The organism is Microbacterium sp., from assembly GCF_046295495.1.
In the GTDB taxonomy this organism is placed as follows: domain Bacteria; phylum Actinomycetota; class Actinomycetes; order Actinomycetales; family Microbacteriaceae; genus Microbacterium.
The window spans coordinates 1-24,067 of record NZ_JBKBNC010000038.1 but is presented as its reverse complement, the minus strand read 5'-3'; the positions used below and the strand labels follow the sequence as shown (position 1 = coordinate 24,067).

The 24,067-nt window shown below is 71.3% G+C and carries 22 protein-coding genes; 8 read left to right on the top strand and 14 right to left on the bottom strand.

All coding sequences use genetic code 11. From position 1 onward, the window contains the following. Positions 1 to 175: 175 nt before the first annotated feature. On the top strand, positions 176 to 1,390 hold the full coding sequence (locus ACK4LS_RS12170; RefSeq protein ID WP_409717476.1) for an amidohydrolase: 1,215 nt from the start codon (positions 176 to 178) through the stop codon (positions 1,388 to 1,390). Positions 1,391 to 1,528: 138 nt separating this feature from the next. Here the strand turns inward: ACK4LS_RS12170 and hisD (ACK4LS_RS12165) are convergent, their stop codons facing one another. Then, positions 1,529 to 2,851, bottom strand: coding sequence for a histidinol dehydrogenase (gene hisD / locus ACK4LS_RS12165; protein WP_409717474.1), 1,323 nt, complete (start codon positions 2,849 to 2,851; stop codon positions 1,529 to 1,531). A gap of 79 nt (positions 2,852 to 2,930) precedes the next feature. On the opposite strand from hisD (ACK4LS_RS12165), the gene ACK4LS_RS12160 reads away from it, so the two are divergent. Continuing rightward, positions 2,931 to 3,920 (top strand): LysR family transcriptional regulator, encoded by a 990-nt coding sequence (locus tag ACK4LS_RS12160; RefSeq protein WP_409717472.1) that lies wholly within the window; start codon positions 2,931 to 2,933, stop codon positions 3,918 to 3,920. Here ACK4LS_RS12160 and ACK4LS_RS12155 read toward each other — a convergent pair. From ACK4LS_RS12155 to ACK4LS_RS12140, 4 genes are all read right to left on the bottom strand, one after another. Next, the gene (locus ACK4LS_RS12155; RefSeq protein ID WP_409717470.1) at positions 3,911 to 4,828 is read right to left on the bottom strand and encodes a nitrilase-related carbon-nitrogen hydrolase; all 918 of its coding nucleotides are present in this window, start codon (positions 4,826 to 4,828) and stop codon (positions 3,911 to 3,913) included. The two genes, ACK4LS_RS12160 and ACK4LS_RS12155, sit on opposite strands and share 10 nt — an antisense overlap. Continuing rightward, positions 4,720 to 5,886, bottom strand: coding sequence for a cupin domain-containing protein (locus ACK4LS_RS12150; protein WP_409717468.1), 1,167 nt, complete (start codon positions 5,884 to 5,886; stop codon positions 4,720 to 4,722). The genes ACK4LS_RS12155 and ACK4LS_RS12150 overlap by 109 nt, the downstream gene beginning before the upstream one ends. A gap of 19 nt (positions 5,887 to 5,905) precedes the next feature. Next, positions 5,906 to 6,886 (bottom strand): ester cyclase, encoded by a 981-nt coding sequence (locus ACK4LS_RS12145; RefSeq protein ID WP_409717466.1) that lies wholly within the window; start codon positions 6,884 to 6,886, stop codon positions 5,906 to 5,908. A gap of 221 nt (positions 6,887 to 7,107) precedes the next feature. Then, the gene (locus ACK4LS_RS12140) at positions 7,108 to 8,106 is read right to left on the bottom strand and encodes a LacI family DNA-binding transcriptional regulator (protein ID WP_409717464.1); all 999 of its coding nucleotides are present in this window, start codon (positions 8,104 to 8,106) and stop codon (positions 7,108 to 7,110) included. Positions 8,107 to 8,215: 109 nt separating this feature from the next. Between ACK4LS_RS12140 and hisD (ACK4LS_RS12135) the strand changes: the two genes are divergently transcribed. From hisD (ACK4LS_RS12135) to ACK4LS_RS12125, 3 genes are read left to right on the top strand one after another with little or no spacing between them, the layout of a single operon-like run. Then, positions 8,216 to 9,532 (top strand): histidinol dehydrogenase, encoded by a 1,317-nt coding sequence (hisD, locus tag ACK4LS_RS12135; RefSeq protein ID WP_409717462.1) that lies wholly within the window; start codon positions 8,216 to 8,218, stop codon positions 9,530 to 9,532. Beyond that, entirely contained in the window at positions 9,529 to 10,287 is a 759-nt protein-coding gene (locus ACK4LS_RS12130) for an SDR family NAD(P)-dependent oxidoreductase (protein ID WP_409717460.1), read from the top strand. The genes hisD (ACK4LS_RS12135) and ACK4LS_RS12130 overlap by 4 nt, the downstream gene beginning before the upstream one ends. Further along, a complete protein-coding gene (locus ACK4LS_RS12125; RefSeq protein WP_409717458.1) occupies positions 10,284 to 11,051 on the top strand; it encodes an HpcH/HpaI aldolase family protein in 768 nt (255 codons plus the stop codon). The genes ACK4LS_RS12130 and ACK4LS_RS12125 overlap by 4 nt, the downstream gene beginning before the upstream one ends. Here the strand turns inward: ACK4LS_RS12125 and ACK4LS_RS12120 are convergent. From ACK4LS_RS12120 to ACK4LS_RS12105, 4 genes are all read right to left on the bottom strand, one after another. Beyond that, a complete protein-coding gene (locus ACK4LS_RS12120) occupies positions 11,011 to 11,724 on the bottom strand; it encodes an alpha/beta fold hydrolase (protein WP_409717457.1) in 714 nt (237 codons plus the stop codon). The genes ACK4LS_RS12125 and ACK4LS_RS12120 overlap by 41 nt on opposite strands. 8 nt (positions 11,725 to 11,732) lie before the next feature. After that, positions 11,733 to 12,632 carry a carbohydrate ABC transporter permease gene (locus tag ACK4LS_RS12115; RefSeq protein WP_409717455.1) on the bottom strand — a complete coding sequence of 300 codons (900 nt, stop codon included), beginning with the start codon at positions 12,630 to 12,632 and terminating at the stop codon, positions 11,733 to 11,735. Continuing rightward, positions 12,629 to 13,501 carry a carbohydrate ABC transporter permease gene (locus tag ACK4LS_RS12110; protein WP_409717452.1) on the bottom strand — a complete coding sequence of 291 codons (873 nt, stop codon included), beginning with the start codon at positions 13,499 to 13,501 and terminating at the stop codon, positions 12,629 to 12,631. The genes ACK4LS_RS12115 and ACK4LS_RS12110 overlap by 4 nt, the downstream gene beginning before the upstream one ends. Before the next feature lie 90 nt (positions 13,502 to 13,591). After that, entirely contained in the window at positions 13,592 to 14,695 is a 1,104-nt protein-coding gene (locus tag ACK4LS_RS12105) for an extracellular solute-binding protein (RefSeq protein ID WP_409717478.1), read from the bottom strand. A 514-nt stretch (positions 14,696 to 15,209) separates the two neighbouring features. Between ACK4LS_RS12105 and ACK4LS_RS12100 the strand changes: the two genes are divergently transcribed. Further along, the gene (locus tag ACK4LS_RS12100) at positions 15,210 to 16,085 is read left to right on the top strand and encodes a neutral zinc metallopeptidase (protein ID WP_409717450.1); all 876 of its coding nucleotides are present in this window, start codon (positions 15,210 to 15,212) and stop codon (positions 16,083 to 16,085) included. Positions 16,086 to 16,148: 63 nt separating this feature from the next. Here ACK4LS_RS12100 and ACK4LS_RS12095 read toward each other — a convergent pair whose 3' ends face one another. The 5 genes from ACK4LS_RS12095 to ACK4LS_RS12075 all read right to left on the bottom strand — a co-directional run bounded on the left by ACK4LS_RS12095 (position 16,149) and on the right by ACK4LS_RS12075 (position 20,808). Then, positions 16,149 to 16,730: a copper resistance protein CopC gene (locus tag ACK4LS_RS12095; RefSeq protein ID WP_409717448.1), complete on the bottom strand. Its 582-nt coding sequence runs from the start codon at positions 16,728 to 16,730 to the stop codon at positions 16,149 to 16,151. Positions 16,731 to 16,732: 2 nt separating this feature from the next. Then, positions 16,733 to 17,479 (bottom strand): YcnI family protein, encoded by a 747-nt coding sequence (locus ACK4LS_RS12090; RefSeq protein WP_409717446.1) that lies wholly within the window; start codon positions 17,477 to 17,479, stop codon positions 16,733 to 16,735. A 64-nt stretch (positions 17,480 to 17,543) separates the two neighbouring features. Further along, positions 17,544 to 18,146 carry a hypothetical protein gene (locus ACK4LS_RS12085; RefSeq protein WP_409717445.1) on the bottom strand — a complete coding sequence of 201 codons (603 nt, stop codon included), beginning with the start codon at positions 18,144 to 18,146 and terminating at the stop codon, positions 17,544 to 17,546. A gap of 166 nt (positions 18,147 to 18,312) precedes the next feature. Further along, positions 18,313 to 19,566, bottom strand: a complete 1,254-nt coding sequence (locus ACK4LS_RS12080) for a wax ester/triacylglycerol synthase domain-containing protein (protein ID WP_409717443.1) — start codon at positions 19,564 to 19,566, stop codon at positions 18,313 to 18,315. Between the two features lie 159 nt (positions 19,567 to 19,725). Next, positions 19,726 to 20,808 carry a VanZ family protein gene (locus ACK4LS_RS12075; protein ID WP_409717441.1) on the bottom strand — a complete coding sequence of 361 codons (1,083 nt, stop codon included), beginning with the start codon at positions 20,806 to 20,808 and terminating at the stop codon, positions 19,726 to 19,728. A gap of 77 nt (positions 20,809 to 20,885) precedes the next feature. Between ACK4LS_RS12075 and ACK4LS_RS12070 the strand changes: the two genes are divergently transcribed. Both ACK4LS_RS12070 and ACK4LS_RS12065 read left to right on the top strand, forming a co-directional pair. Continuing rightward, positions 20,886 to 21,752, top strand: a complete 867-nt coding sequence (locus ACK4LS_RS12070; RefSeq protein ID WP_409717439.1) for a serine hydrolase domain-containing protein — start codon at positions 20,886 to 20,888, stop codon at positions 21,750 to 21,752. Positions 21,753 to 21,878: 126 nt separating this feature from the next. Further along, entirely contained in the window at positions 21,879 to 23,972 is a 2,094-nt protein-coding gene (locus ACK4LS_RS12065; protein ID WP_409717437.1) for an APC family permease, read from the top strand. The last annotated feature ends 95 nt before the right edge of the window (positions 23,973 to 24,067 follow it).

The window sequence follows — 24,067 nt, the reverse complement described above, 5'->3', positions numbered from 1 at the left end:
ACCCGGCCGAATCCCTCAGACGTCCGGGTGTTCTGGACACTCGACGGCGGGGGGCGGGGGGCGGGGGGCGGGGGGCGGGGGGCGGGGGGCGGGGGGCGGGGGGATGCCGGGGGGCGGGGGGATGCCGGGGCGCGGGCGCGGGCGCGGGAGAGGACGCGCGAACTAGGCTCGGGGCATGAGCGTCGACCTCGAAAGCCTCTACACCGACCTGCACACCCACCCGGAACTGTCGTTCCAGGAGACCCGGACGGCGGGCGTCATCGCGCGCCACCTCACCGCCCTCGGTCTCGAGGTCGAAGAGGGCGTGGGGCGCACCGGCGTGGTCACGACCATCGTCAACGGCGACGGACCGGTCGTGTGGCTGCGCGCCGACATGGACGGCCTGCCCGTCGAGGAGCAGACCGGCCTCGCCTACGCCAGCACCGCGCGCGGCACCGACCCCGCGGGCAACGCCGTCCCCGTCATGCACGCGTGCGGGCACGACATGCACGTCACGGCCCTGATCGGCGCCCTCGAGCGCCTCGTCGCCACTCGCGAGGAGTGGTCGGGCACGATCGTGGCCGTGTTCCAGCCCGCGGAGGAGTACGGCGCGGGCTCGCAGGCGATGATCGCCGACGGCGTGCTGGATCGCTACCCCCAGCCCGACATCGTGCTGGGCCAGCACGTGACGCCCCTGCCCGCCGGCGTGATCGGCGTGCGACCGGGCACGCAGATGGCGGCGTCCGACGGACTCACCGTCGTGCTGCACGGCCGCGGCGGGCACGGCTCGCGCCCGCACTCCACGATCGACCCGGTCGTCATGGCCGCCGCCACCGTCATGCGCCTGCAGACCGTCGTCTCGCGCGAGGTCGACCCCCGCGACGTCGCCGTGGTCACCGTCGGCTCGATCCACGCCGGGCTGAAGAACAACATCATCCCGGCCGAAGCGAAGCTCGAGCTGAGCCTGCGCTACCCCGACGATGCCGCGCGCGAGCGCGTGATGGCGAAGGTCGAGCGCATCGTGCGAGCCGAGGCTGCGGCATCCGGAGCCGAGCAGGAACCCACGATCAGCACCGACCACACCCTGCCGCCCACCATCAACGACCCGGATGCCACGGCTCGCCTGACCGCCGCGTTCCGGCGCTCGTTCGGCGAGGGCGCCGTCGTCGATCCCGGCATGTTCACCGGCAGCGAGGACGTGTCGTGGTTCGCCCGCGAGTCGGGCGCGCCCCTGGTGTTCTGGTTCTGGGGCGGCGTCGACCCGCAGACGTTCGCCGACGCGCTGGCCGGCGGCACGATCGAGCGCGACATCCCCACGAATCACTCGCCGTTCTTCGCCCCGGTTCTCCAGCCCACCCTCGACCGCGGTGTGGAGAACGTCGTGGTCGCGGCGCGGGAGTTCCTGGGCTGAGCGCCCGCGCGCCCGCGGCAGCGGCCGCGGCGGGTCACCGCCCGCCGGGCCCATCGCCGCGGGTCACGGCCCGCCGGTCCCACCGCCGCGGGACGATGACGGCGGCGGGACAGCGTCTCGACTCGGCGGAAGCGGGGCTCAGCGCTGCGCGTACGCGGCCAAGCGCATCGTCGCGGTCGCGCTGTGGGCGGCCATGCCCTCGGAGTCCGAGATCGTCTGCACCGCCTCGGCGAGCGCGGGCGTGGCCTCACGGCTGATGCGCTGATAGGTGAGCGGCTTCACGAAACGCGACACGGACAGACCCGCGCTGTGTTTCGCGCCACCGGCGGTGGGAAGCACGTGGTTCGTCCCCGCCATCCCCTTGTCGGAGTAGGCGACGGTGCTCCAGGGGCCGAGGAAGATCGACCCGTAGTTGCGGAGGCGGTCGTGGTACCACTCGTCGTCCGCGGTGAGGACCTCCAGATGCTCCGGGGCGAGGTCGTCCATCAACGTCACGGCCGTCTCGCGATCGGCGGCGACCGTCACGGTGCCGTAGTCGCGCCACGCGGGTCCGGCGATGGGCTCGGTCGCGAGGGTCCGGAGCTGTCGCTCGACGGCGTCGATGACGGCTCGCCCGTGCGCGTCGGAGGTCGTCACGAGCGCCGCGGGGGAATTGGGCCCGTGCTCGGCCTGCCCCAGCAGGTCGGCGGCGACGATCTCGGGGTCGGCGCTGTCGTCGGAGATCACGGCGACCTCCGACGGTCCGGCGAGGAGGTCGATGGCGACGGTTCCGAACAGTTGGCGTTTTGCTTCGGCCACGTACGCGTTGCCCGCACCCACGAGCATGTCGACCGGGAGATCTCCCAGCAGGCCGAACGCCATGGCGGCGAGCGCCTGGACACCGCCGAGCACGAACACGCGGTCGACGCCCGACAGGTGCGCGGCGTAGACCACGGCGTCGTTCGCGCCCCCGTCGGGCTGCGGGGGCGTGCACGCGATCACCGTCGGCACACCCGCCGCCTTGGCGACGCCGACGGTCATGAACGCGCTGGCCGTCAGGGGGAACCGACCGGCGGGCAGATACGCGCCCACGCGTGACACGGGCACGTACCGCACGCCCGTGGTCAGTCCGGGCACCAGCTCGGTCTCGAAGTCGTTCAACCGCGCACGCTGCTCACCGGCGAAGGCGAGGGTCCGCTCGCTGCCGAGTTCGATCGCCGCACGCAGGGCGGGATCGAGACGGTCGCCGCTGGTGGCGATGCGCTCGCGCGGGAGTTCGATGCCTCCCTCCTGATAGCGGTCCAGCGAGCGCGCGTAGTCGAGGACCGCGTCCAGGCCACGACGCTGGATCTCGCTCAGCATGGCCGAGACCGTCTCGATCACGGCCGGGTCGCGTTGCGCCGCGGGGGCGTCGATCAGCGGGGTCTTGAGGTGGTGGAAGGAACCGTCGAGTCGCTCGAGGAGCGCGGGCGTGAATCGCATGATCGGAACGCTAGATCCTCGCGTCGCCCCCCACAAGAACGATAGTTACGATGCGAACCATCGGGTTTACCATTGGCGCGTGACGATCACGCAGCTGCGCGCATTCCTGACCGCCTTGGAACGCGGATCCTTCACGGCCGCGGCGGTGGAGCTCGAGTCGACGCAGGCCTCGATCTCCGAGCTCGTCGCCCGCCTCGAGCGCGAGCTCGGTGCTCCGCTGTTCCTCCGCGGAGGGCGCCGCCTGGTGCCGACCGAATCCGCCCTGGCTCTGCGGGCGCACGCGGAGCTCGCCGTCAGCGCGATCGAGAACGGCATCGAGACGATGCGCTCCCTCAACGCCCTGGAGACCGGCACGTGCACCTTCGGCGTCCTGCGCAACGCCGCCTACTACGACCTCTCCGACCTCGTGCAACGCTTCCACGATCGGCATCCGGGTGTTCGCGTGCGACTCGTGGGGCTCAACTCGGCGCTGGTGGCACGCTCCATCGCCGCCGGCGAAGTCGAGGCGGGGCTGCTCGTCCTCCCCGTCGACGAGACCGGGCTCACGATCACCCCGCTGTTCCGCGACGAGGTGGTCTACGCGTCGGCGCGGCCGGACGCGCCGACGGGACCGGTCGACTTGACCGATGTCGCCGCGGCGAAGCTCGTGCTCTACGACGCCTACGCGGGGTGGGACGATCCCACGCGCCGGCAGCTGCGCGAGCGCGCGAGCGCCGCCGGGCTCGTCATCGACCCGGCGATCGAGGTCGAGAACGTCGAGACGGCGCTCGGACTGGTGGCCTCGGGCACCGCCGACACCATCGTGTCGCGCACGATCGCGGAGTCCGCCTCGTTTCCCCCCGGGATCTCGGTCGTCCCGTTCGCCGAGCCGCTCTACGACACCATCGCCCTCGTGCGACGCGAGGGTACGCACCTCTCGCCCGCGACCCGTCGCCTCGCCGAGATGGCGCAGCACCTCCTCCGGTCCCGGACCGGCTCGCATCCGGGGCGCACCGCGGCGGCGGGCACGGCAGGGGGCGACCTCCCCGACGGGTGGACTCGCCCCCGTGACGGGAACGCTCAGAGGTAGAGGTCGGGTCGCCGATCGGCGAAGAGGTCGTTGTGCGGCGGCAGCGTCTTGTCGGTGGGATGCCGCAGGCGCAGCGTCGCGACGATCTGCCCCTCGCCCGTCGACTCGGCCCCGACCCACCCGGCATCGTCGATGATCGCCGTTCCTCCGGTCCACGCGACGCCGCGTTCCGATCCGTGCCGGTCGGCGACCACCGTCGCAAGCCGCGAGGATCGCGCAGCCGCCATCGCCTGGATGGTCTCGGGGGCGCGCTCCCCCTCCGGCCTGTCGACCAACGGCCAGTTCACCGGGAGGGCGAGCACCTCGGCACCGGCGAGCGCGAGACGGCGCGGCACCTCGGGGAACTCGTTGTCGTAGCAGATGGCGACACCCACGCGCCCGACGGGCGTGTCGAAGAGCACGCCGGCGGTGTCCCCGCGGGCGAAGAAGCGCGTCTCCGTGCCCCAGAGGTGGGACTTGCGGTAGTCCCCGATCCGTCCGGAGCGGGTCAGCACCGCGGCCGTGTTGAACAGGCGGTCGCCCGCGTCCTCCGCGTAGCCGACCACGGCGACGACGCCCTCCGGGAGCGCGGCGCGGATGACGTCCCACCGCGGGTCATCGCGGCGCACGGCGCTGGCGCGCGCCTCGCCCTGGTCGGCGAACACGTAACCGCTGAGCGCGAGCTCGGGCGCGACCACGAGTCTCGCCCCCGCGCCGGCGGCCTCGCGCACCGCCGCCTGCAGCGCATCGACGTTCGCGGCGACCTCGCCCACCGCGATCCGGGGGGAGGTCGCCGCGACGACGAGCTCGCGCGAGGGGATCAGTCGTCCTCCGTCGCGGTCACCATCACTCCGACGGGGGCGAGGTAGCCGTTGGGGTCGATCATCCAGTCGGCGTCGCGCGCGGCGTCGACGACCTCGGGAGCCCATTCGAGGTAAACCCGGTCGTCTCCGGAGTTGACCACGAGCAGCTCGCCGGCACCGGTCTCGCCGGCCTCGATGCACCGGAAGGCACGCCAGGCGCCCGCGGGCACCGAGAACGAGTCCGAGGGGTCGAGTTCGACGGTGGTGGAGGGGTCGCCGTTCAGGGTGACCGCCCAGCGCCCGCTCTTGACCAGCAGCGCCTGGTTCTTGTCGTGACGGTGACGCAGGATCCCTTCGTCCTCGGCGGCGCGCACCCAGGCCATGTTGAAGGAGTGGGGCTCGTGGATGCGGGGAACCTGACGTCGGTCCTCCGTCATGCCGTAACCGATGGCCAGGCTCAGCTCAGCGGCACCGCCCGGCAGGCTCGCGCACAGGAGCGCGTTCGCGCTGTAGACGCGGTCGCCGGGCTGGACGACCCGCTCGCGCATCTGCTCGAGCGAGAACGGCGTCAGCTCGTCGATGTACTTCTGCTGGATCGGCTTGATCAGCGCCACGTCCTGCGGCAGCTCGTCGCCGGCGACGGTGTCGATGAGCTGGTTGTCGGCGGTGAGGTGCAGACCGTACGACTCCGCCTCCTTCAGCACCGACGGCCCCCAGATGATGCCGCCCGTCACGTCGCGTCCGAGGACGGTCCACAGGATGCCGTCATCCGGACCCTCGTTGGTGAAACCGCGGAAGATCCACGTCGGGATCGAGATGATGTCACCGTCGGTGCTGACGTACTCCCCCTGCTTCCCGTCGATCCCCCAGCGCAGGCGGAACTCGCCCCCGAGGTTGACGAAGACCTCCGCCGTGAAGTGCAGGTGCAGGTTGTTCGAGATGCCGTTCGGCATGCCCGCGGCGCCGGTGTTGAAGCCGTGCTCCTCGGTGAGGTTGATGACCTGGCCCGCGTTCTGCGAGACGCCCCCGCCGATGAAGGCGTAGTTCGACTTGCGGTCGGAGCCGGGGGTGCGGCAGTCGATGAAGGCGGCGTTGTGCGGAGCCCAGTCGCTCTTGCGGATGGTGCGCCGCTGGATCTCGGCCCCATCGACATCGGTGGAGTGGCTCACGTGATCGGTGCTCATGATGTGTTCCTTCGTTGGATCAGTAGATGTTGCCGAGGACGACGGGCTCGTCGCCTCGCATTCCGGCGATCTGCGCGCGCAGCGCGATGTCGTCCCACAGCCGTACTTCCTTCACCAGTGCGCCCTGGTGGAACGTGAACTGCGAGATCCCGAGTACGTCGACCGGTCGGCCGGTGAGGGGTCCGTAGTTCGCGACGCCGTTGTAGTCGCCGACGAACTTCCACGTCACCGCGACACGCAGACCGGCGTAGCGCACGTCGTAATTGGTCTGGATGTCGCGGATCTCGAACCGCCCGGCCGGGAACGACTCCAGGAACCGCAACAGGGCGCGGCGGTAGCCCTCGGGGCGGATGACGAGGCGGTTGCCGACGGTCAGCAGGACCAGGTCGCGGTGGAAGAACTTCTCGACCTTCTGCAGATCGCGGTCGTTCCACACCGTCTCGATCATCTCGACGACGCGTTCGACCTCCGCCCGGTACTCGTCGGGACGGGGCCCCGAGTCGCCCACCGTGATGGGGTCGGCGGGGGCCGGCTCGGTCCAGGTCCCGGTGTACCCGCGGAAGGCCTGGGCGCGGGCGAGCTCGTCGAGGTCGCTCTGCAGCACGAGCGCACCGGCGAGCGTGTCGCGCACCACCCATTCCTCCACCATCCGGCCACGGCGGTACAGGCAATTGGCGATCGTGCGGCTGTACTCGGACGACTGCAGATGTCCGGACAGCACCAGGTGAGAGCTGAGGAAGGCGTCGTCGCCGCGCGCCTCCCAGATGACGTCCTCCGCCTGCCCGGTGCGGTCGGGGGTCGCCGAGATGCGCATGAGGGTGCCCTCGATCACCTCGTCGCGGGTGGTCGACGTGCCGTAGGCCCCGTGGACGATCGAGTCGGGCTCGTAGTTGTCGCGGATGAAGCTGATGGAGCGGTCCACCCAGATCAGATCCGTCACCTCGCGGATGAAGTCATCGGGATCCGCGTACGGCTGGTAGGCGACCGGGTCGAGAGGCACTCGGGGCTCCTTCGTATTGGGGCGTCCGTCGGACGCGTCAGGCGATGACGGCAGTGTATGCGTATGCACAACACGGATGCAAGAGGCCCACGCCGCGGGCGAGGTCGTCGATCGCCCCCGGATGGGAATGCGCACGGCGGCCGCGCGGCGGTGGACGCATGCCCCGCTCGACGCGGCGACGGGCCGAGGGCCGGCCGGCGGGACGGCCCGTCGACCCGGCGTCAGTCGGCGCGCGGGGCGGTCAGGGTCCGCCGTTCGACGAACGTCGTCTCGAACTCGACGTGCGCGAACCCGTCGGGGCGCTCCTCGATGCGCTGCACCATGAGGCGACCGGCGTCTCGCGCCATCTGCACGTAGTCGTAGGCGATGGTGGAGAGCTCCATGATCGGCCACGACGCGGGGGGCAGGTCGTCGAATCCGATGATGGAGATGTCATCGGGCACCGACGCACCGGCCCGACGGGCGGCATTGAGCGCGCCGTAGGCCATGACGTCGTTGCCGCAGAAGATGAGCGTGGGAGCGTGCGTGAGCGTCAGCAGGTCCGCGGTCGCGGCGTCGCCGGCGGCCGTGTCGAACGGACCGTGACGCACGACCTCCGGGTCGAGCGGGATCCCCCGCGCCGTCAGGGCCGCGCGGAGCGCCAGTTCGCGCGAGCGTCCGGTGCTGGTGTTCTGCGGACCGAGCACGGCCCCGATGCGGCGGTGCCCGAGCGCGAGCGCGCGGTCCACCGCGACCTCGAAACCGGCCGCGGGGGCGACGACCGTGGCGTCGGCGTCGACGAGCGCGGCGGTGCGGTTGAAGTAGACGAACGGGAGACCGCGGTCCCGCAGGCGGAGGGGCACGACCGACTCCACCGTCGTGGTGGCGAGGATCACGCCGTCGAGCCCGTTGGCGATGAGCCGTTCCGCGACGGACTCGTCGGTCGTCTCCGTGTGCAGGACCAGTTGATACCCGCAGGCCTCGAGCTCCCGGTGCAGGGGCGCGATGATGTGCGCGTAGAACTGGTTCTCCAGATCTGTGACGAGAAGGCCGATGCGTCGCGTCCGCCCCGACGACAGGGCGCGCCCCGCTTCGCTCGGGACGTAGCCGAGGAGCACCGCCGCGTCGCGGACGCGCTTCTTCGTCTCCTCCGACACCCGGGGGTCGTCGCGGAGAGCGCGCGACACGGTGGGCTGCGAGACGCCGGCCAGTCGAGCGACGTCTCTGCTCGTGACGGCCATGGACCCCCCTGACGCTCAGGTGCTGAGGGTCGAAGTCTAGCGAAAGGTTGACCTCGCATGCATACGCAGTCATTATGACACCATACGTATGCAACGGAAGGATGCGATGATGCCCCTCTACCTCAAGAACGCGCCGACGAAGTCGTTCACCGACACCACCCAGAGCGACGTCGCGGCGAGGGTCGGGTCGATCATCGACGACATCCGCGCGAACGGCGACGACGCCGTGCGCCGATACGCGGCCCAATTCGACCGCTGGGAAGCACCCTTCCGCCTCGACGATGCCGATGTCGAGAGGATCATGGCGACCCTCGACCCTCAGGTGATCGCGGACATCCGCTTCGTGCAGGAGCAGGTGCGCACCTTCGCCCAGGCGCAGAGGGACTCCCTCACCGACATCGAGGTCGAGACGCTGCCGGGCGTGCACCTCGGCCAGAAGCACGTCCCCGTCCGCGCGGCCGGCGCCTACATCCCCGGCGGGAAGTACCCCCTCACGGCATCCGCGCACATGACGATCATCACCGCCAAGGTCGCGGGCGTGCCCCGCGTGGTCGCGTGCACGCCCCCCATCCGCGGGGAGATCCCCGCCGCCACCGTGGCCGCGATGAAACTCGCCGGCGCCGACGAGATCTACATCCTCGGCGGCGTCCAGGCCGTGACCGCGATGGCCGTCGGCACCGAGACGATCGCCCCCGTCAACATGATCGCCGGTCCCGGCAACGCCTACGTGGCCGAGGCGAAGCGTCAGCTCTTCGGCGAGGTGGGGATCGACCTCTTCGCCGGTCCGACCGAGATCCTGATCGTCGCCGACGACGACGCCGACCCGTTCCTGACCGCGGTCGACCTGCTCTCGCAGGCCGAACACGGGCCCGACTCGCCCGCGGTGCTCATCACGACCTCCCGCGCCCTCGGCGAACGGGTCCTGGAGCTGATCGAGGAGATCCTGCCCGGCATGAGCACGCGCGACTACGCAGAGCCCGCGTGGCGGGACTGGGGCCAGGTGATCGTGGTCGACGACCTCGACGAGGCGTACGCCCTCGCCGACTCGTTCGCCTTCGAGCACGTGCAGATCTTCACCGCCGACCCCCGTGCGGCGCTCGAGAAGATGCACGATTACGGCGCGCTCTTCCTCGGCGAGAACACGTGCGTGTCGTACGGGGACAAGGTCATCGGGACCAACCACGTGCTGCCGACCCTCGGCGCCGCCCGGTACACGGGCGGGCTGTGGGTCGGGAAGTACCTGCGCACCATCACCTACCAGGAGATCACCGACCCGGCCTCCTCGGCCATGCTGGGCGAGGTCTGCGGACGGGCCGCCCGCGTGGAGCTGTTCGAAGGCCACGCCCGTTCCGGCGACGCGCGCGCGTGGCGCCACGCCGGCACCACCTTCCCGTGGATCGAGGAGAGCCGGGCGGGCGCACGATGACCGACCTCCGGGGGCGGACGGCGCTGGTGACCGGCGGCGGCAGCGGGCTCGGCGCGGCCATCGCGCACTCCCTCTCGCGAGCGGGCGCCGATCTCGTGATCGTCGGCCGCAACGCGCGCACGCTCGACGAGGTGGCCGCGCGCCTGCCCGGGGCGGCGCGCGCGCTCGTGTGCGACGTCGCCGACGAGGCGTCCGTCTCCCGGCTGCGCGACGACCTCGCACGGACCGAGGTGTCGATCCTCGTCAACAACGCGGGGATCGCGGGCCCTGTGGCCTCCCTGACCGACATCGGCGTCGCGGAGTGGGACGAGGTGTTCGCCGTGAACGTGCGCGGCACGTTCCTCATGTGCCGAGCGTTCCTGCCCGCCATGGTCGAGCGCGGCGCCGGTGACGTGATCAACCTCGCCTCGGTCTCGGGGAAGCGGCCCCTGGCGCACCGCACGCCCTACACCGCGTCCAAGATGGCGGTCATCGGGCTCACCTCCACGCTCGCGTTCGAGGTGGGGCCCTCCGGGGTGAGCGTGAACACGCTGTCGCCGGGGCCGGTCGCGGGCGACCGCATGGCGCGCAACTTCCGCCTGGAGGCCGACCGATCCGCAACCACACCGGCGGATGCCGAAGCGGCCTTCGTCTCGCGCGCGGCGCTCGCGCGCATGGTCACCGAGGCCGAGGTCGGCGCGGCCGTCGTCGCGATGCTGTCGATGTCGGGAATGTGCGGAGCCGACATCGACCTGTCGGCGGGGATGATCGCGTGAGCCGGCTCGACGCGGTCGAGCGACCGCCCTCCCTGAGAGCCCGCGCGGAGGCGGGCGATCGCCTCATCGGCGCTCTGCTGCGCATGCCGGGCGAAGAGCTGGTCGAGATGCTGGCCGTCGCGGGGTTCGACTTCGTCCTCCTCGACGCCGAGCACGGTCCCGCCGACGTCATCGCGCTGCGCCAGCACATCGCGGTCGCCGCGTTGCACGGCGTCCCGGTGATCGTGCGGGTCGGCGAGAACGACCCCGGCATGATCCTCCGGGTCCTGGACCAGGGCGCCCAGGGCGTCCTCGTCCCCCACGTCGACGATGCCGCAGCCGCCGCGGCGGTCGTCGCCGCAGCGCACTATCCGCCGCGGGGGACCCGCGGCTTCGCCACGTACTCGCGCGCCGGTCGATTCGGCGAGACCGCCCCCGACCGGCACCGCGACTGGTATCTCGCGAACACCCTCGTGCTCGCGATGATCGAATCGCCGGCGGGCGTGGCGGCCGTCGACGACATCGTTCGGACCCCCGGCCTGGACGGGATCATGATCGGCCCGGCCGACCTGGCCGCATCCTCCGGCGCGGGCGACCTCCCCGTCGCCGCCGCGACCGCGGTCGTCACCCGTGCGGTGGCGGCGGCGGGCGCGATGCGCATGGACATCGTGGGCACGCCCGCGGGCGCGACCGCCGCGTTCGACGACGGCGCGCGGCTCGTCGTCTACAACCTCGCGGCGTCCCTCATGACGCACCTGCGCGACCTGCGCGCGGCTCGGGGCTGAGTCCCGCCCGCCACTCGCGCACGATCGCGCCGAGCGCCGCGGGCTGCTCGAGAGGGACGAGGTGACCGGCGTCGAGCCGCGCGGTCCGCGCGCCGACGACCGCGCTCGCGATCTCGTCGTGGAAGTTCGGCGGGCACAGGGCGTCGCCGACACCCGCCACGACCAGGGTGGGCACGGCCGACCTCCGCAGGTGAGGCAGGAGGTTCACCCTGGTCGCCTGCAGACGCAGCTGCGCCGCCAGAACGGTGCTCGGGGTCTCCTCCCCCATCCGCAGCGTGCGCCGGACCAGGTCGGGGCGGGTGCTCCGCGCCCGCGGCGACAGCAGCAGGGGCAGGATCTCCGCCTGCAGGTCCGCGGGCGACGCGCCCGCGTCCAGCCGACCGAGCCATGATCGCCAGGCATCGCGCTGCAGCGACGTGGGCGCCTTGGCGTTGGCGGCCGTGACGAAGAGCCCGTGCACGCGCTCGGGCGCGCGAACCGCCACGGCCATCGCCACGATGGCCCCGAGCGACAGACCTCCGATCAGGAAGGCCTCCGGCAGTCGCCGCAGCAGCTCGTCGACCTGCGAGTCCAGATCGTCGGCATCCACGATCGGCGTCAGCGCGTCGTCGAGACCGCATCCCGCCCACAGGTCCGACGTGCAGTTCATCCCCGCCAGCAGGACGAGCGGCACCGCCGACATCAGCCTTTGACGGCGCCGTCGCTCAAGCCGGCGACGAGGTACTTCTGCGCGATGAAGGCGATGACGATGACCGGGATGGTGAGGAGCATGGAGGCAGCCCCGGCCTGCTGCAGCATCGGCAGCGTCTGCCCCAGCTGCGTCGCGATGAAGACGGGGACGGTCTTGGAAGAGGTGTCGGTGAGCACGAGCGCCGTCAGGTACTCCTGGAACGCGAACAGGAAGACGAAGATGCCCGCGGTGAGGATGCCGGGACCCATGAGCGGGATCATGACGCGCCGCAGCATCCCGATGCGCGTGCAGCCGTCGATCATCGCGGCTTCGTCGAGCTCGCGGGGGATCTCGGCGAAGAAGTTGCGCAGCAGCCAGATCGTGAACGGCTGGTTGATGGCCACGAGCGCGATCGCCAGGGCGAAGGTGGTGTCGTAGATGCCGAGGGCGCGGCTGATGTCGTACATCGGCAGCACCACGGCGAACCGGGGCAGCGCCCGGAAGATCAGGGCGAGCACGAGCAGCAGAGCCGACACGTAGCTCGGGAACCGCGAGAGGGCGTAGGCGGCGGGGATGCCGATGACGAGCGCGATCAGGGTCGAGATCACCGCCACGGCGAGGGTGTTGACCAGATAGTCGGCGAAGTAGGTCGTCTCCCACAGGTCGACGAACGCCTTCAGCGTGGGCTCGTAGCCCGAGAGCACGGGCGGGTTCGCGAAGGCGACGTCGGTCGGCTTCGTCACCGACAGCGTCATCCAGATGAACGGGCTGAGCATCAGCACGCACAGGATTCCGAGGAGCAGACCGGTGACGCCGCGGATCCGACGCCGCGGTCGCGGCCGGCTCTTCTTGCCCTCGATGTCTCCGGTGGTGATGGCGCGCGTGGAGAGCGCCTCGCTGCTGAGGGTCATCGGGCGGCCTTCGCTTCCTTGAAGATGCCCCGGATGAAGGGGATGAGCATGACCAGGATGAGCAGGATGGTCAGGACGTTGATGGCGCTGCCGAGGCCGAGCTCTTGGGCGCCGTTGGCGAACGCGACGGAGTAGACGTAGAGCATGATCGACTCGTTCCCGATCGTCTCGGCTTGCGGTGACAGGGGGATCAACGCGTCGAAGATGCGCAGCACGTCCATGATCGTGATGAGGCAGACGAACCCGAGCACTCCGCGGATGGTGGGGATGATGACGCTGAGGTGCGTCTGGAACGCGTTCGCGCCGTCGATGCGTGCCGCTTCGCGCAGCTCGACGGGCACGCCCTGCAGACCGGCGAGGATGATCAGCATCGCGAAGGGCAGCATCTGCCAGACCGTGTTGAGGATGACGAGCAGGGCGTTCGGCACCTGATCGGTGAACCAGAGCACCTGCGTGCCGCCCAGCAGACCTATCAGCCTGTTGACCACGCCGCCGAAGTTGTCGTCGAACAACCACGAGAACGCGACGGCACCGACGAGGTTCGGCAGCACGTACGACACCAGCATGATGCCGAGCACCAGGGGACGCGACAGCCGCAGGGTGTTCACCGCGATGGCGATGAGGTACCCGAAGACGAGCAGGATCGCGGTGGTCACCACCGTCACGGCCACCGTGAAGACGACCGCACGGTGGAAGCGGGGATCGGCCAGGGCGTCGGTGAAGTTCGCCAGACCCACGAACGTCCCCGGCACTCCGTAGCGCACGTTCTCGAAACTCCACTGCAGGGTGCGCAGGAGAGGGAAGACCAACAGCGCACTCATGATGGCCAGGCTGGGTGCGAACAGCACCCAGAACTCGCGAGCTTTCACGGACCGACTCCTCTCGGCAGGTCCGGCCCGGGCGTCGTCGACCGGGCCGGAACCCACCTCCTCACCGTTGACGGATGGATGCCGCGGGCGTCAGCCCGCGATCTTCTCTCCCGCAGCCTGCATCTGGGCCGTCGCTTCGTCGACCGACAGACCGCCGGCCAGGAACTGCGCGAGGATGGGCGTGATCTCGTTGCTGATCGGCGCCAGCACCGGTGACACCACGGGGGGCATCGCCCCGGCGATGGAGTCGTTGGCCGCTTGGCCGTAGGGCGAGTTCTCCGGGGTGACCATGCCCTCGCGTGCCGGGTAGGCCGCGGGGACCGAGGCCTTCGACGCGTCCTCGCTGACGGCGGAGGCCATCATCTCGAACAGCATCTTGTGATCCAGCTTGGTGTTGAACGGGATGGACCAGCCGTCGATGGACAAGCGGTCGTAGAGGTACGGCGCCGCCGACGAGACCTTCGGCGGTGCGGCGAAACCGAACGAGTCGGACAGCTTGCTGTTCTCTGCGTTGGTCAGATCGCTCATCCGCCCCGAGAACATGATCGACATGGCCGCGGTGTCGTTGTACATCTGCTGCTGCACCTTCGGCTGGTCGAAGGTCGTCACCTGGGGGTCCATGTAGGGCTGCAGCTTCTGCATGGCCTGCAGCGCTTCCTTCGCCTCGGGGGTGTCGAGGGTCACGGTGCCGTCAGCCGAGACGAAGTCAGCGCCGAGCGAGTTCATGACGGCCTGGAAACTCGTGGTGACATCCGCCGTGGCGAGCCACGGGAGCGCGATGGGGTACTGCATCTTCCCCGCTGCGGTGATGGCCTCGGCCGCCGCGATCATGTCGTCGAACGTCTGGGGGACCTCGAGACCGAGTTCGTCGAAGACGTCGGTGCGGTAGGCCATGACGAACATCTGCGCCTGCATCGGCAGCGCGTACATCTTGCCGTCGTAGGACATCCCCTGCCGCATCGACTCGCTGATCGCGTTCAGGTCGTATTCGTCGGCGAACTCCGCGAACAGATCGTCGAGGGGGACGAGCTTGTCGTCGACGGCGAGACTGGGGATGACGAACCCGTACGTCTCGACGATGTCGTAGCTGCCGGTCTCACCCGACAGCGTCGCCGTCGTCTTGGTGACCTGTCCGCCGAAGTCGATGGGGTCGTGCTTGACGGTGACGTCGTCCTTCGTGCAGCTGGAGACCATCGTGTCGGTGAAAGGATCGATGGCGGACGAGTTGTAGGCGAGCACGTTGACCGTGGTCGCTGATTCGGGTGCGGTGTAGTCGCAGGTGACCTCGGTGGCATTCGCGTTTCCCGTGCGGCTTCCCGCGCCGCATCCGGAGAGGGCGAGTGCACCCACGGCCGCCGTGGCGACGAGGGCGATAGCGCGCTTCTTGGTGGATGACATGGCCAAACCGTATACGTATGCACAGCGTTTAGGGAAGCCTAAGTACGCACATCTGCCGGTAACGATCACGTTTCGTGAATACGTATGAGTACGACGGCCCGGACCGGGATCGGCGGCGCCCCGGATCCGGCGCGCACCGCACGCGGCGGAGGCGGAGGCGCGTGGCGCCCGGTTCCGCGGCCCCTGCGCCGCGCGCGGGGCGACGGCCCGCCCTCGATCCGCCCTGCCATCGCCGCGCCCGGGGAGCGGAACCCGGCGCCGGAAGTCCAGCCCCGTGTCGGCCGCGGAGCACTCGCGTAGCGTGACCGCCGTGACGTTCAACGACAACGCCCGCGTGGGCGGCAACAGCGCCAAGCGCCGGGGCGGCACCGTGGCCGCGGTGGGCGGCGGGGCCGTGGGCCTCGGCGGGATCGCGGTGCTGCTCTTCTCACTGCTCACGGGTACCGATCTCAGCGGCCTGTTCGGCGGAACCGGCGGGGCCGCGGCGCCCGCCGGAGGCGGCGAGGCCATCGTCGGCTGCGAGACCGGACAGGATGCCAACAGCGACGACGCCTGCCGCCTGGCCGCGGCCTCGCTCAGCATCGACCAGTTCTGGCAGGAGCGCCTCGACGGGTACCGCGAGCCGCAGCTGGTCATCGTCGACCGGGCGACGTCCAGCTCGTGCGGAACCGCCTCGAACGCGACCGGACCGTTCTACTGCCCACCGGATGAGACCGTGTACGTCGACCCGACGTTCTTCTCCATCCTGCGCGCGCAGTACGACACAACGGCGGGACCGCTCGCCCAGCTGTACGTGCTCGCGCACGAGTACGGCCACCACGTGCAGAACCTCACCGGCGTCATGGACCAGTATCCGAACAACGGCACCGGCGCCGACAGCAACGGCGTGCGCACCGAGCTGCAGGCCGACTGCTTCGCGGGGGCGTGGGTCGCGGCGGCGGGCGAACAGGTCGACGAGAACGGCACGCCGTACCTGCAGCCGCCGACGCAGCAGCAGATCGTCGACGCCCTCTCGGCCGCCTCCGCCGTCGGCGACGATCACATCCAGACCGAGGCCGGTGGGGTGGCGAACCCCGACAGCTTCACGCACGGCTCGAGCGAGCAGCGCACGCGGTGGTTCGAGACCGGGCGCGAGGGGGGCGTGAACGCCTGCGACACGTTCTCGGTGCCGGGTTCGAGCCTCTGAGTCCCGGCATCCGCTCGTCCGGCCCGTGCCGCACCGAGATCGGGGGCCGAAGCCCCCGATCCCTCACTCCTCCCGGGAGCGCGTGCGCAGGATGATCACGACGAGCACGCCGATGAGCACCACCGCGCCGCCACCGACGACGAGGCCGATCGTGAGCCCCGAAACGCCGCCGGCATCCGAGGATCGCGCGGTCGGTGCCGCGGTGGCCCCGGCCGCGCTCGCGCACGGCGACGTCTCGGCGCCCGCCGAGGTGCTCTCGCCCGTGTAGGTGAACGGGATGACGCCCGACACGGGGTGACCGTCGGACGAGACCGCACGCCACTCGACCTGGTAGTCGCCGGGGGCGCCGAGCGCGACGGCGGTGGTCAGCGTGGGCCCCGCGAGGGAGGTGCACTCGCTCTCGTAGTGGCGACCGTCGGGCCCCAGCACGATCACGATGTTGCCGCCGTCGAGGCCGAGCAGGTTGGCGCTGAACTCCAGCGACACCTCCGAGAGGGTCGGGACGCTCTCGCCCTCCGCGGGCGTCGACGACACGAGACTGTCGTGGGCGGAGGCCGCGGTGGCCCCGCCGAGGGCGGCGGTCATCGCCGCAGCGACGACCACCGCCCCGGCCAGAACCCGACGCAGCGTGTTCCGGGTGCGCACGCTCAGCTGCGCTTCGGACGACGGGCGAACGCGAGTGCCCCGAGCACCGCACCCGCGGCCGCGACCACCAGGGCCGCGATGCTCAGACCCAGCGCGACGCCCGAGGAGTCGTCGCTCGACGCGGCGCTCGCGTCGGCGGAGTGGTCGTCTGCGGCCGGAGCCGCCGAGGCCGTTCCGTGTCCGGAGTGCGTGCCCGAGGGCGGGGTGTCGTTGATGTACAGCACGGGCGCGGGCTCGAGCGTGTCGTCGGCGGCGACCTCGTCGGGCGTCGCGGCCCAGTCGACCACCTCGCCGTCGGAGTAGGTCTGGGCCGCGGGCAGCACGAGGTGACCGGTGTCGGGCACGGGGCCCAGCACCGCCGAGAAGATCTGGAACTGGTCCTGACCGATCCCCACGCCCGGGTCGGCCTGCCACACGATCTTCAGCGCCGCGTCGGTGAGGGTGTTGCCGTCGACCTCGACGGGGGCCGGGAGAGCGCCCTTCTCGACGGTGGCGGTCCATCCGGCGACCGGCTGCACGAGCACGGCGCTCAGCGGGGTGTCGGTCGGCAGGGTCACCTCGAGCTTGACGGTGGATGCCGTCTCGGACTCGGTGGGCACGCGGAAGTTGACCGTGGCGTAGCTGCCGGGAGTGGCGGTGTTCGGGTTCACCGTGACGTGCGCGGACGCCGCGAGCGGAGCCGCGAGGGCGAGGGCCGCGCCGGCGGCGAGGCCTACGAGGGCACGACGGAGAGAGGTCTTGCGAGACATGATGCTGCTTTCTGAAAAGGGCGCGCCGCTCAGCGGTCCGCGCCGGAGATGAGGGTGTCGAGGATCACGCCGCCCGCGGCGGACCCCGGTGCCTCATCGGCGACAACACCGTCATCGCCCTCGTCAGAAGGGGTGCGTCGGGTGCCGGGAGCACGGCATCCGTCTCCGGCCCGAGGCCGAGCACGGGCCGCAGGGCCCGGACGGCCGCGACGAGGAATCGCACGATGGCGCGGGCCGCCTGTTCGCCGCGCCCGAGCGCGAGGATCGTGACGACGGCGGCGAGGGCGTGCGCCGCCCACATCCACGGCGAGTGCGCCGCGTGCGTGGCGGGCAGATGCGCGGACGCCGTGGCATCCAGCAGCAGCGCGGCTCCCCCGTGATGTCCGCCGGTGGCCGCGACGCCGTCACCGCGCAGATCGAGCGCCAGGATGCCGTGGAACAGCGCCTGGCTCAGCACCACGGCCGCCGACAGGCGCCACCACGACATCGAACGCCCCGCGAGCATCACGCAGACCGGGGCGGCCAGGCACAGCGCGATCGCGACGTTCAGCGCCGGCGGCAGCGCGGAGCCGACCGAGGCGTGCGAGACGGTGGCGATGAAGGTCGCGACAGCGGCCGCGGCGATACCGCGTCCCGCGCGCTGGGCGCGCCCTGCTCTCGACGACATGCGACTCCTTCGCCCCCAGCCTAGGCGGCGACGGGGAGGGCGGCGGGGCGGTGCTCCGGCGTCGAGACACGCGGGCTCCGCCGCACCTCGCGCTCACCAGCCGAACGGCGCCCCGAGCGCGCACGATCCCGTGCGGGACCGCAGGGCGGGCGCCGCACCCGCCGCGTCATCGCGGGCTCGAGCGCAGCGCCTCCCACGCGTCGTGCGCGGCGTCGGCGAGCACCTCCACGTCGGGCACCGCATCGGGGTCGACGCAGAAACCCACGCCCAGCCAGCGGTCGTTCGAGATCGCGGCGACGCGGAGCGCGTGGCGCGGGCCCGGTTCCGACGAGGTGTACACGTGCCCCACGCGCCGCCCCGCCACGGCCACCGGTACCCGCGGACCGGGCACGTTCGAGATCGCGAGGGCGAACTCGCGGGGGTCGTCGGCGAGACCGTGCACGAACGCGCCGACGGGCCCCGCCGCGGCGAGCGCGTGGAACAGCTCGTCGAGCGAGCGGGCGTCGTGCCCGCGTTTGCGGTCGCGCATCTGCGCGCTGATCAGGTCGAGACGGCGCAGGTCGTCGGGTTCGTGCAGGTGCAGGCCGACGTCGACGAAGGAGTCGCGGTTGCCGGACACCGCGGCATCCTCGTCGCGCTCGTGCAGGCTCACCGGCACTTGGGCGTTCAGGCGCGGCGTGCGCCCGCGGTGCAGCAGGCGACGGCGCAGGGCCCCGGCGATGACGGCGAGCAGCACATCGTTCACCGTCGCGTGCATGGGGCGCGCGGCCCCGACCGCCCGCGCCTCGGCGAGCGGCACGTCCACGAAAGCGAGGGCGCGGCGCGAGGTGATCGGGCGGTCGAACGGGGAGCGTGTTCCGGGGTGACCGAGTTCACGCGCCAGGGTGACCGGCATCCGCTCCCACTCGCTCCAGCGCGTCGGGCGCGCGGCGGGATCCCGGATGCCGACCTCGTGCGCCGGGGCGTCGTGGGGTTCGAAGACCACCGCCTCGAGGAAGCGCACGGCGGTCAGCCCGTCGGCGAGGGCGTGGTGCAGGCGCACCGCGATCGCCTCGCGGCCGTCGGCGAGCGGGCCGATGAGGTCGATCGTCCAGAGCGGTCGCGAACGGTCGAGGGGCTCCGACATCAGCGCGCCCACGACGGCGCGCAGCTGCGCCGGGTCGGCGGCGTCGCGACGACGGACGTGCTGGGCGACGTCGAGATCGTCGGCATCCGTCCAGGCCGGCCCGCCCGCGCCGTCGACGACGACCTGGCGCCCGCGCGGGAATGCCGCCAGCCGCTCCGCGACGCTCGCGCGCACGGCCTCGAGGTCGAGTGGCTCGCCGGGCTCGAGCACGAGGAGCTTCAGCGCGTGCCCACGCACGGCGTCGGACTCCAGCGCCAGGATGCGCGCATCCGCGGCCGACAGCGGCTCTCCCATGCGATCACGGTAGCGCCGGTCGCTCGCCCGGTCGATGCACGGCGGTCGGCGGGGTCACCGACACGCCCCGGCCGCGGCGCGGTGGCTCCGCGGCAGTGCTCCGCGGCGGGCGCGTGCGGCCGGCCGAACAGCTCCGTGCGGAGGCCCGACCCGACGTCGTCAGGCGCGCGCGTCCACCGATGGACTGACCACGCCGGCGCGGTCGTCGACGAGTCGGCGGCGTCCGATCCAGCCGGTCAGACCCCGACCATCGCGCCAGAGGAGCAGCAGGCCCATGGTCGCCGCCGCCAGCACGAGGGACAGCACCGACCACGGTGCGGGCAGGGCGGCCAGCACGGCGTAGGCCCCCGCGCCGGTCAGGAACCGCAACGGGCGCGCGACCCACGCCGGCAGGACGCCGTTCGTGTAGCGCACGCGGGTCGCGATGTCGCCGATCGAACGGCCCGTGGCCAGCACGACGATCAGCCAGAGCCCCGCCGACACCGCCGTGCCCGCGCGCGTGGCCAGCTCGTCGGTCGAGGACGTCGCGGCGTCGCCGAGCAGCAGGGCGGTCACCGCCTGCACGACGATCGACACCGCGAGCCCCACGAGCGAGACACCGACGACGTCGCACAGCAGGCCCAGCATCCGGCGGCGACGGGTCACGGGGCGGGGCTGCTCGGCAGTCGGGTCACGACGGACGCCCCGGTGCTGCGCGGGAACGGCGAAGGCCGCGATCGATCCCAGCAGCGTACCGCTGGTGTTGGCGATGAGGTCGTCGACGTCGAAGACACGGTACGCGCAGGGGAACAGACCCCACACGCCGGTGAGTTGGGTGGTCTCGATGAGTCCCGAGGTCGCGAGCCCGACGGCCCCCGCGATCAGGATGCCGCGCCCGCCCAGCACACGCAGGAAGAAGCCGAGCGGGGCAAACAGGAGCACGTTCAGCGCGACCTGGAGGACGACCGGGTCGGTGAGGTATCGACCCGACACGGCGACGGCGGCGCGGATGTCGTCGACGAACTCGAACGGCCGGAGATTCACCCCCGCGCACCGGTAGGCCTCGCCGTCGGGCAGCGGGATGAGCGTGTACGTCCAGATCGCCCAGAAATACACCGCCGCACCCGCCCACAGCAGCGAACGCCACAGGGTCAGTCCCCCGCGGCGGCGGTAGCTGACCGCCACGAAGGGGACGAAGGCGAGGACCGCGACGACGCCGCCCGCCACGACGGCGAGAAGTCCCGAGCGCAGGATGTCGTGCACCCCGCGAGCTTAGGGAATGAGGGAGCGCGGCACCGACCTGCGCCGCGGCTTGACACCCCCGCCCCTAACCTGGACCGATGACCTCGGCCGCCGACCTCCGCGACGCCGTCGTCGCCCGCATCGCCGCCACGGGCTTCACGGCGCACGGCCTGCACGTGCGCGTGGGGGACGAGGTCGCGACCCACCGCTGGAGCCCCGACCGCCGCGAGGAGATCCACTCCGTCGCGAAGGCCGTGTGCGTGCTGGCCGCGGGTATCGCCGCCGACGAGGGCCTCATCACGCTCGACGACACCGTCGCCACCCTCCTTCCCGAGGCCCGGCTCGGCGAGGGGGTCGAGCCGGTGACCCTGCGGCACCTGCTCTCGATGACGAGCGGGATCGACTTCCCGTATTCGGCGACGATGATGGCGGACTGGCCCGACCTGGCCGCCGAATTCCTCTCGCGCCCCTCGCGCGGCCGCGTCTTCCAGTACTCCAACGCGAGCACCTACACCGCGATGCACGCTCTCGCGCAACGCACGGGCGACGTCGAGGAGTACCTCCGTCCGCGCCTCTTCGCCCCGCTCGGCCTCCCCGACCGGGAGTGGCGGCGGTGCCCGAACGGGCGCATCCTCGCCGGTGAGGGCCTCGCCCTGCGCACCGACGAGATGGCGCGCCTCGGTCTCCTCATCCGCGACCGCGGCGTCTGGAACGGTCGCCGCCTCGTCTCGGCCGAGACGGTGGATGCCATGCACGCGGCGTGGACCGACACGGGCGGCACCGGCGACGGGTACCGGCGCCACGCGCTGGCCGGGTGGGACGGTCCGGGGCGGGCGTGGCGCCGGGACGGCGCCCACGGGCAGCTCATCGTGTTCGCGGGCGACGCCGTCGTCACGGTGACGGCGGACGACCACCTCGGTGCCGACGCCCTCGCGGCGTTCGTCGCCGACCACGCGGCGCCCTGAACCGGTTCGGGTGGGCTCCCGCGACACGCCCGGCGCCCGGCATCCACCCCTCCCCTTCCTCACGGTCCGGCGACCATGCCGTGAACGACGTGCGCGTCAGATTGCGCATGGCCCCCAGTGCGCGTAATGTCGCGCGCCGTGACTGACGAAAGTCGCGAGCCCGGCGTCGAGACGCCGATGGCCAAGCGCATCCTGATCGGCGAGCCCCTCACCTCGGAGAAACTCGACGAGCAGCTCCTGCCCAAGAAGATGGCCCTGCCTATCTTCGCCTCCGACGCGCTCTCCTCCGTGGCCTACGCCCCGCAGGAGCTGTTGATGATCCTGCTCATCGGCGGAACGGCCCTGCTGACCCTCAGCCCGTGGGTGGCGGTGGCCGTCGTCGTCCTGCTGACGGTGGTGGTGCTCAGTTACCGGCAGCTCATCAAGGCCTACCCCTCGGGCGGTGGCGACTACGAGGTCGCCAGCAAGAACCTCGGCGAGGTGCCCGGGGTCGTGGTGGCCGCGGCGCTGCTGGTCGACTACGTGCTCACGGTCGCCGTGTCGGTGGCATCCGGGGTGGACAACATCATCTCGGCGCTGCCGGAGCTGAACCCGTTCCGGGTCGAGATCGCCGTCGGTTTCGTCATCCTCATCGTGATCGTCAACCTGCGCGGGGTGCGCGAGGCGTCGAGTGTCTTCGCGATCCCGACGTACCTCTTCATCGGGTCGGTCGGCGTGATGATCGTCGTCGGCCTGGGGCGCACGTTCATCGGCGACGCCCCCGTCGCCGCGAGCGCGCAGTACGCGGTGCAGGCCGAGTCGCTCACGCAGGCCGCGCTGATCCTGCTCGTGCTGCGCGCGTTCTCGAGCGGCTGCTCGGCGCTGACGGGCGTGGAGGCCGTGTCGAACGGGGTGCCCGCGTTCCGCAAGCCCAAGATCCGCAACGCGCAGACGACGCTCACCCTGATGGGCGGCATCGCCATCATGCTGTTCGCCGGTCTCACGGCCCTCGCGCTCATCGCGGGCGTGCACTACGCCGAGAACCCGTGCCACCTCATCGGCTTCGATTGCGCGAACAACCCGCAGCCGAGCCTCATGGCGCAGGTGGCCGCCGCGACGTTCGGCATGGGCAGCATCCCGTTCTTCGTCATCCAGGCCGCGACCGCGTGCGTGCTGCTGCTGGCCGCCAACACGGCGTTCAACGGCTTCCCGCTGCTGGGCGCCGTGCTCGCGCGCGACGGCTACGCCCCCAAGGCGCTCAACACCCGCGGCGACCGCCTCGTGTACTCGAACGGCATGATCATCCTCGGCATCGTCGCCATCGGCGTGCTGATCGTGTACCAGGCCAACCTCACCACGCTGATCCAGCTGTACATCATCGGCGTCTTCGTGTCGTTCTCGCTCGGCCAGATCGGCATGGTCCGCCACTGGCGGCGCGCCCTGCGCGGCCTGCGCGAGCTGACGCCCGAGGCCGCGGCGCAGGAGTCCGCCCAGTACGAACGCCGTTCGGCGATCGCGGGCCTGTGGATCAACTCGGTCGGCGCCGCCATGACGGTGCTGGTGCTGCTCATCGTCACCGTGACGAAATTCACGCACGGCGCGTGGCTCGTGTTCATCGCCATCCCGATCCTGGCGGTGCTGATGATCGGCGTGAACCGCTACTACCGCGACGTCGAGCACGAGATCCAAATGGACGACACGGTGCACTTCGGCTCCTCGGGAGACGTCGCCATCGTCCTCGTGAACCGCCTGCAGAAGCCGGTCATGAAGGCCATCGACTACGCCCTCGCCGCCAACCACGACAAGACCCTCGCCGTGCACGTGGCGATCACCGAGGAAGAGGCCGCGCACCTGCAGCGCGAGTGGGCCGAGCACGAGATCCCCATCCCCCTGGTGATCATCGACTCCCCCTACCGCGCGTACACCTCACCGGTGTCGACGTTCATCAACAAGTACCGCGAGAAGAACGGCTCCGCCGTGGTGACCGTGTACCTGCCGCAGTACATCGTGGGTCACTGGTGGGAGTCGATCCTGCACAACCGCCGCTCGCGACGCCTCGCGCACCAGCTCATGCTCGTGCACGGCGTCTCCATCACCCTCGTCCCGTGGCTGCTGGATTCGTCGGAGGTCATCTACGGCCGCCGCTCCCGGCCGCTGCCCGGTCAGCAGCGCGGCGGCCAGCCGGTCGCCGAGGTCCCGGCAGCCAAGCCGAAGAAGACCACTCCCGGCTCGGCATCCTGAGTCCGACTCCGCCGGCGCCGGCGGAGTCGCGTGAGACCCCTCGAGTGTCCAGAACACCCGGACGGGCGCGGGAAGCGTCCGGGGGGTGGGGGCAC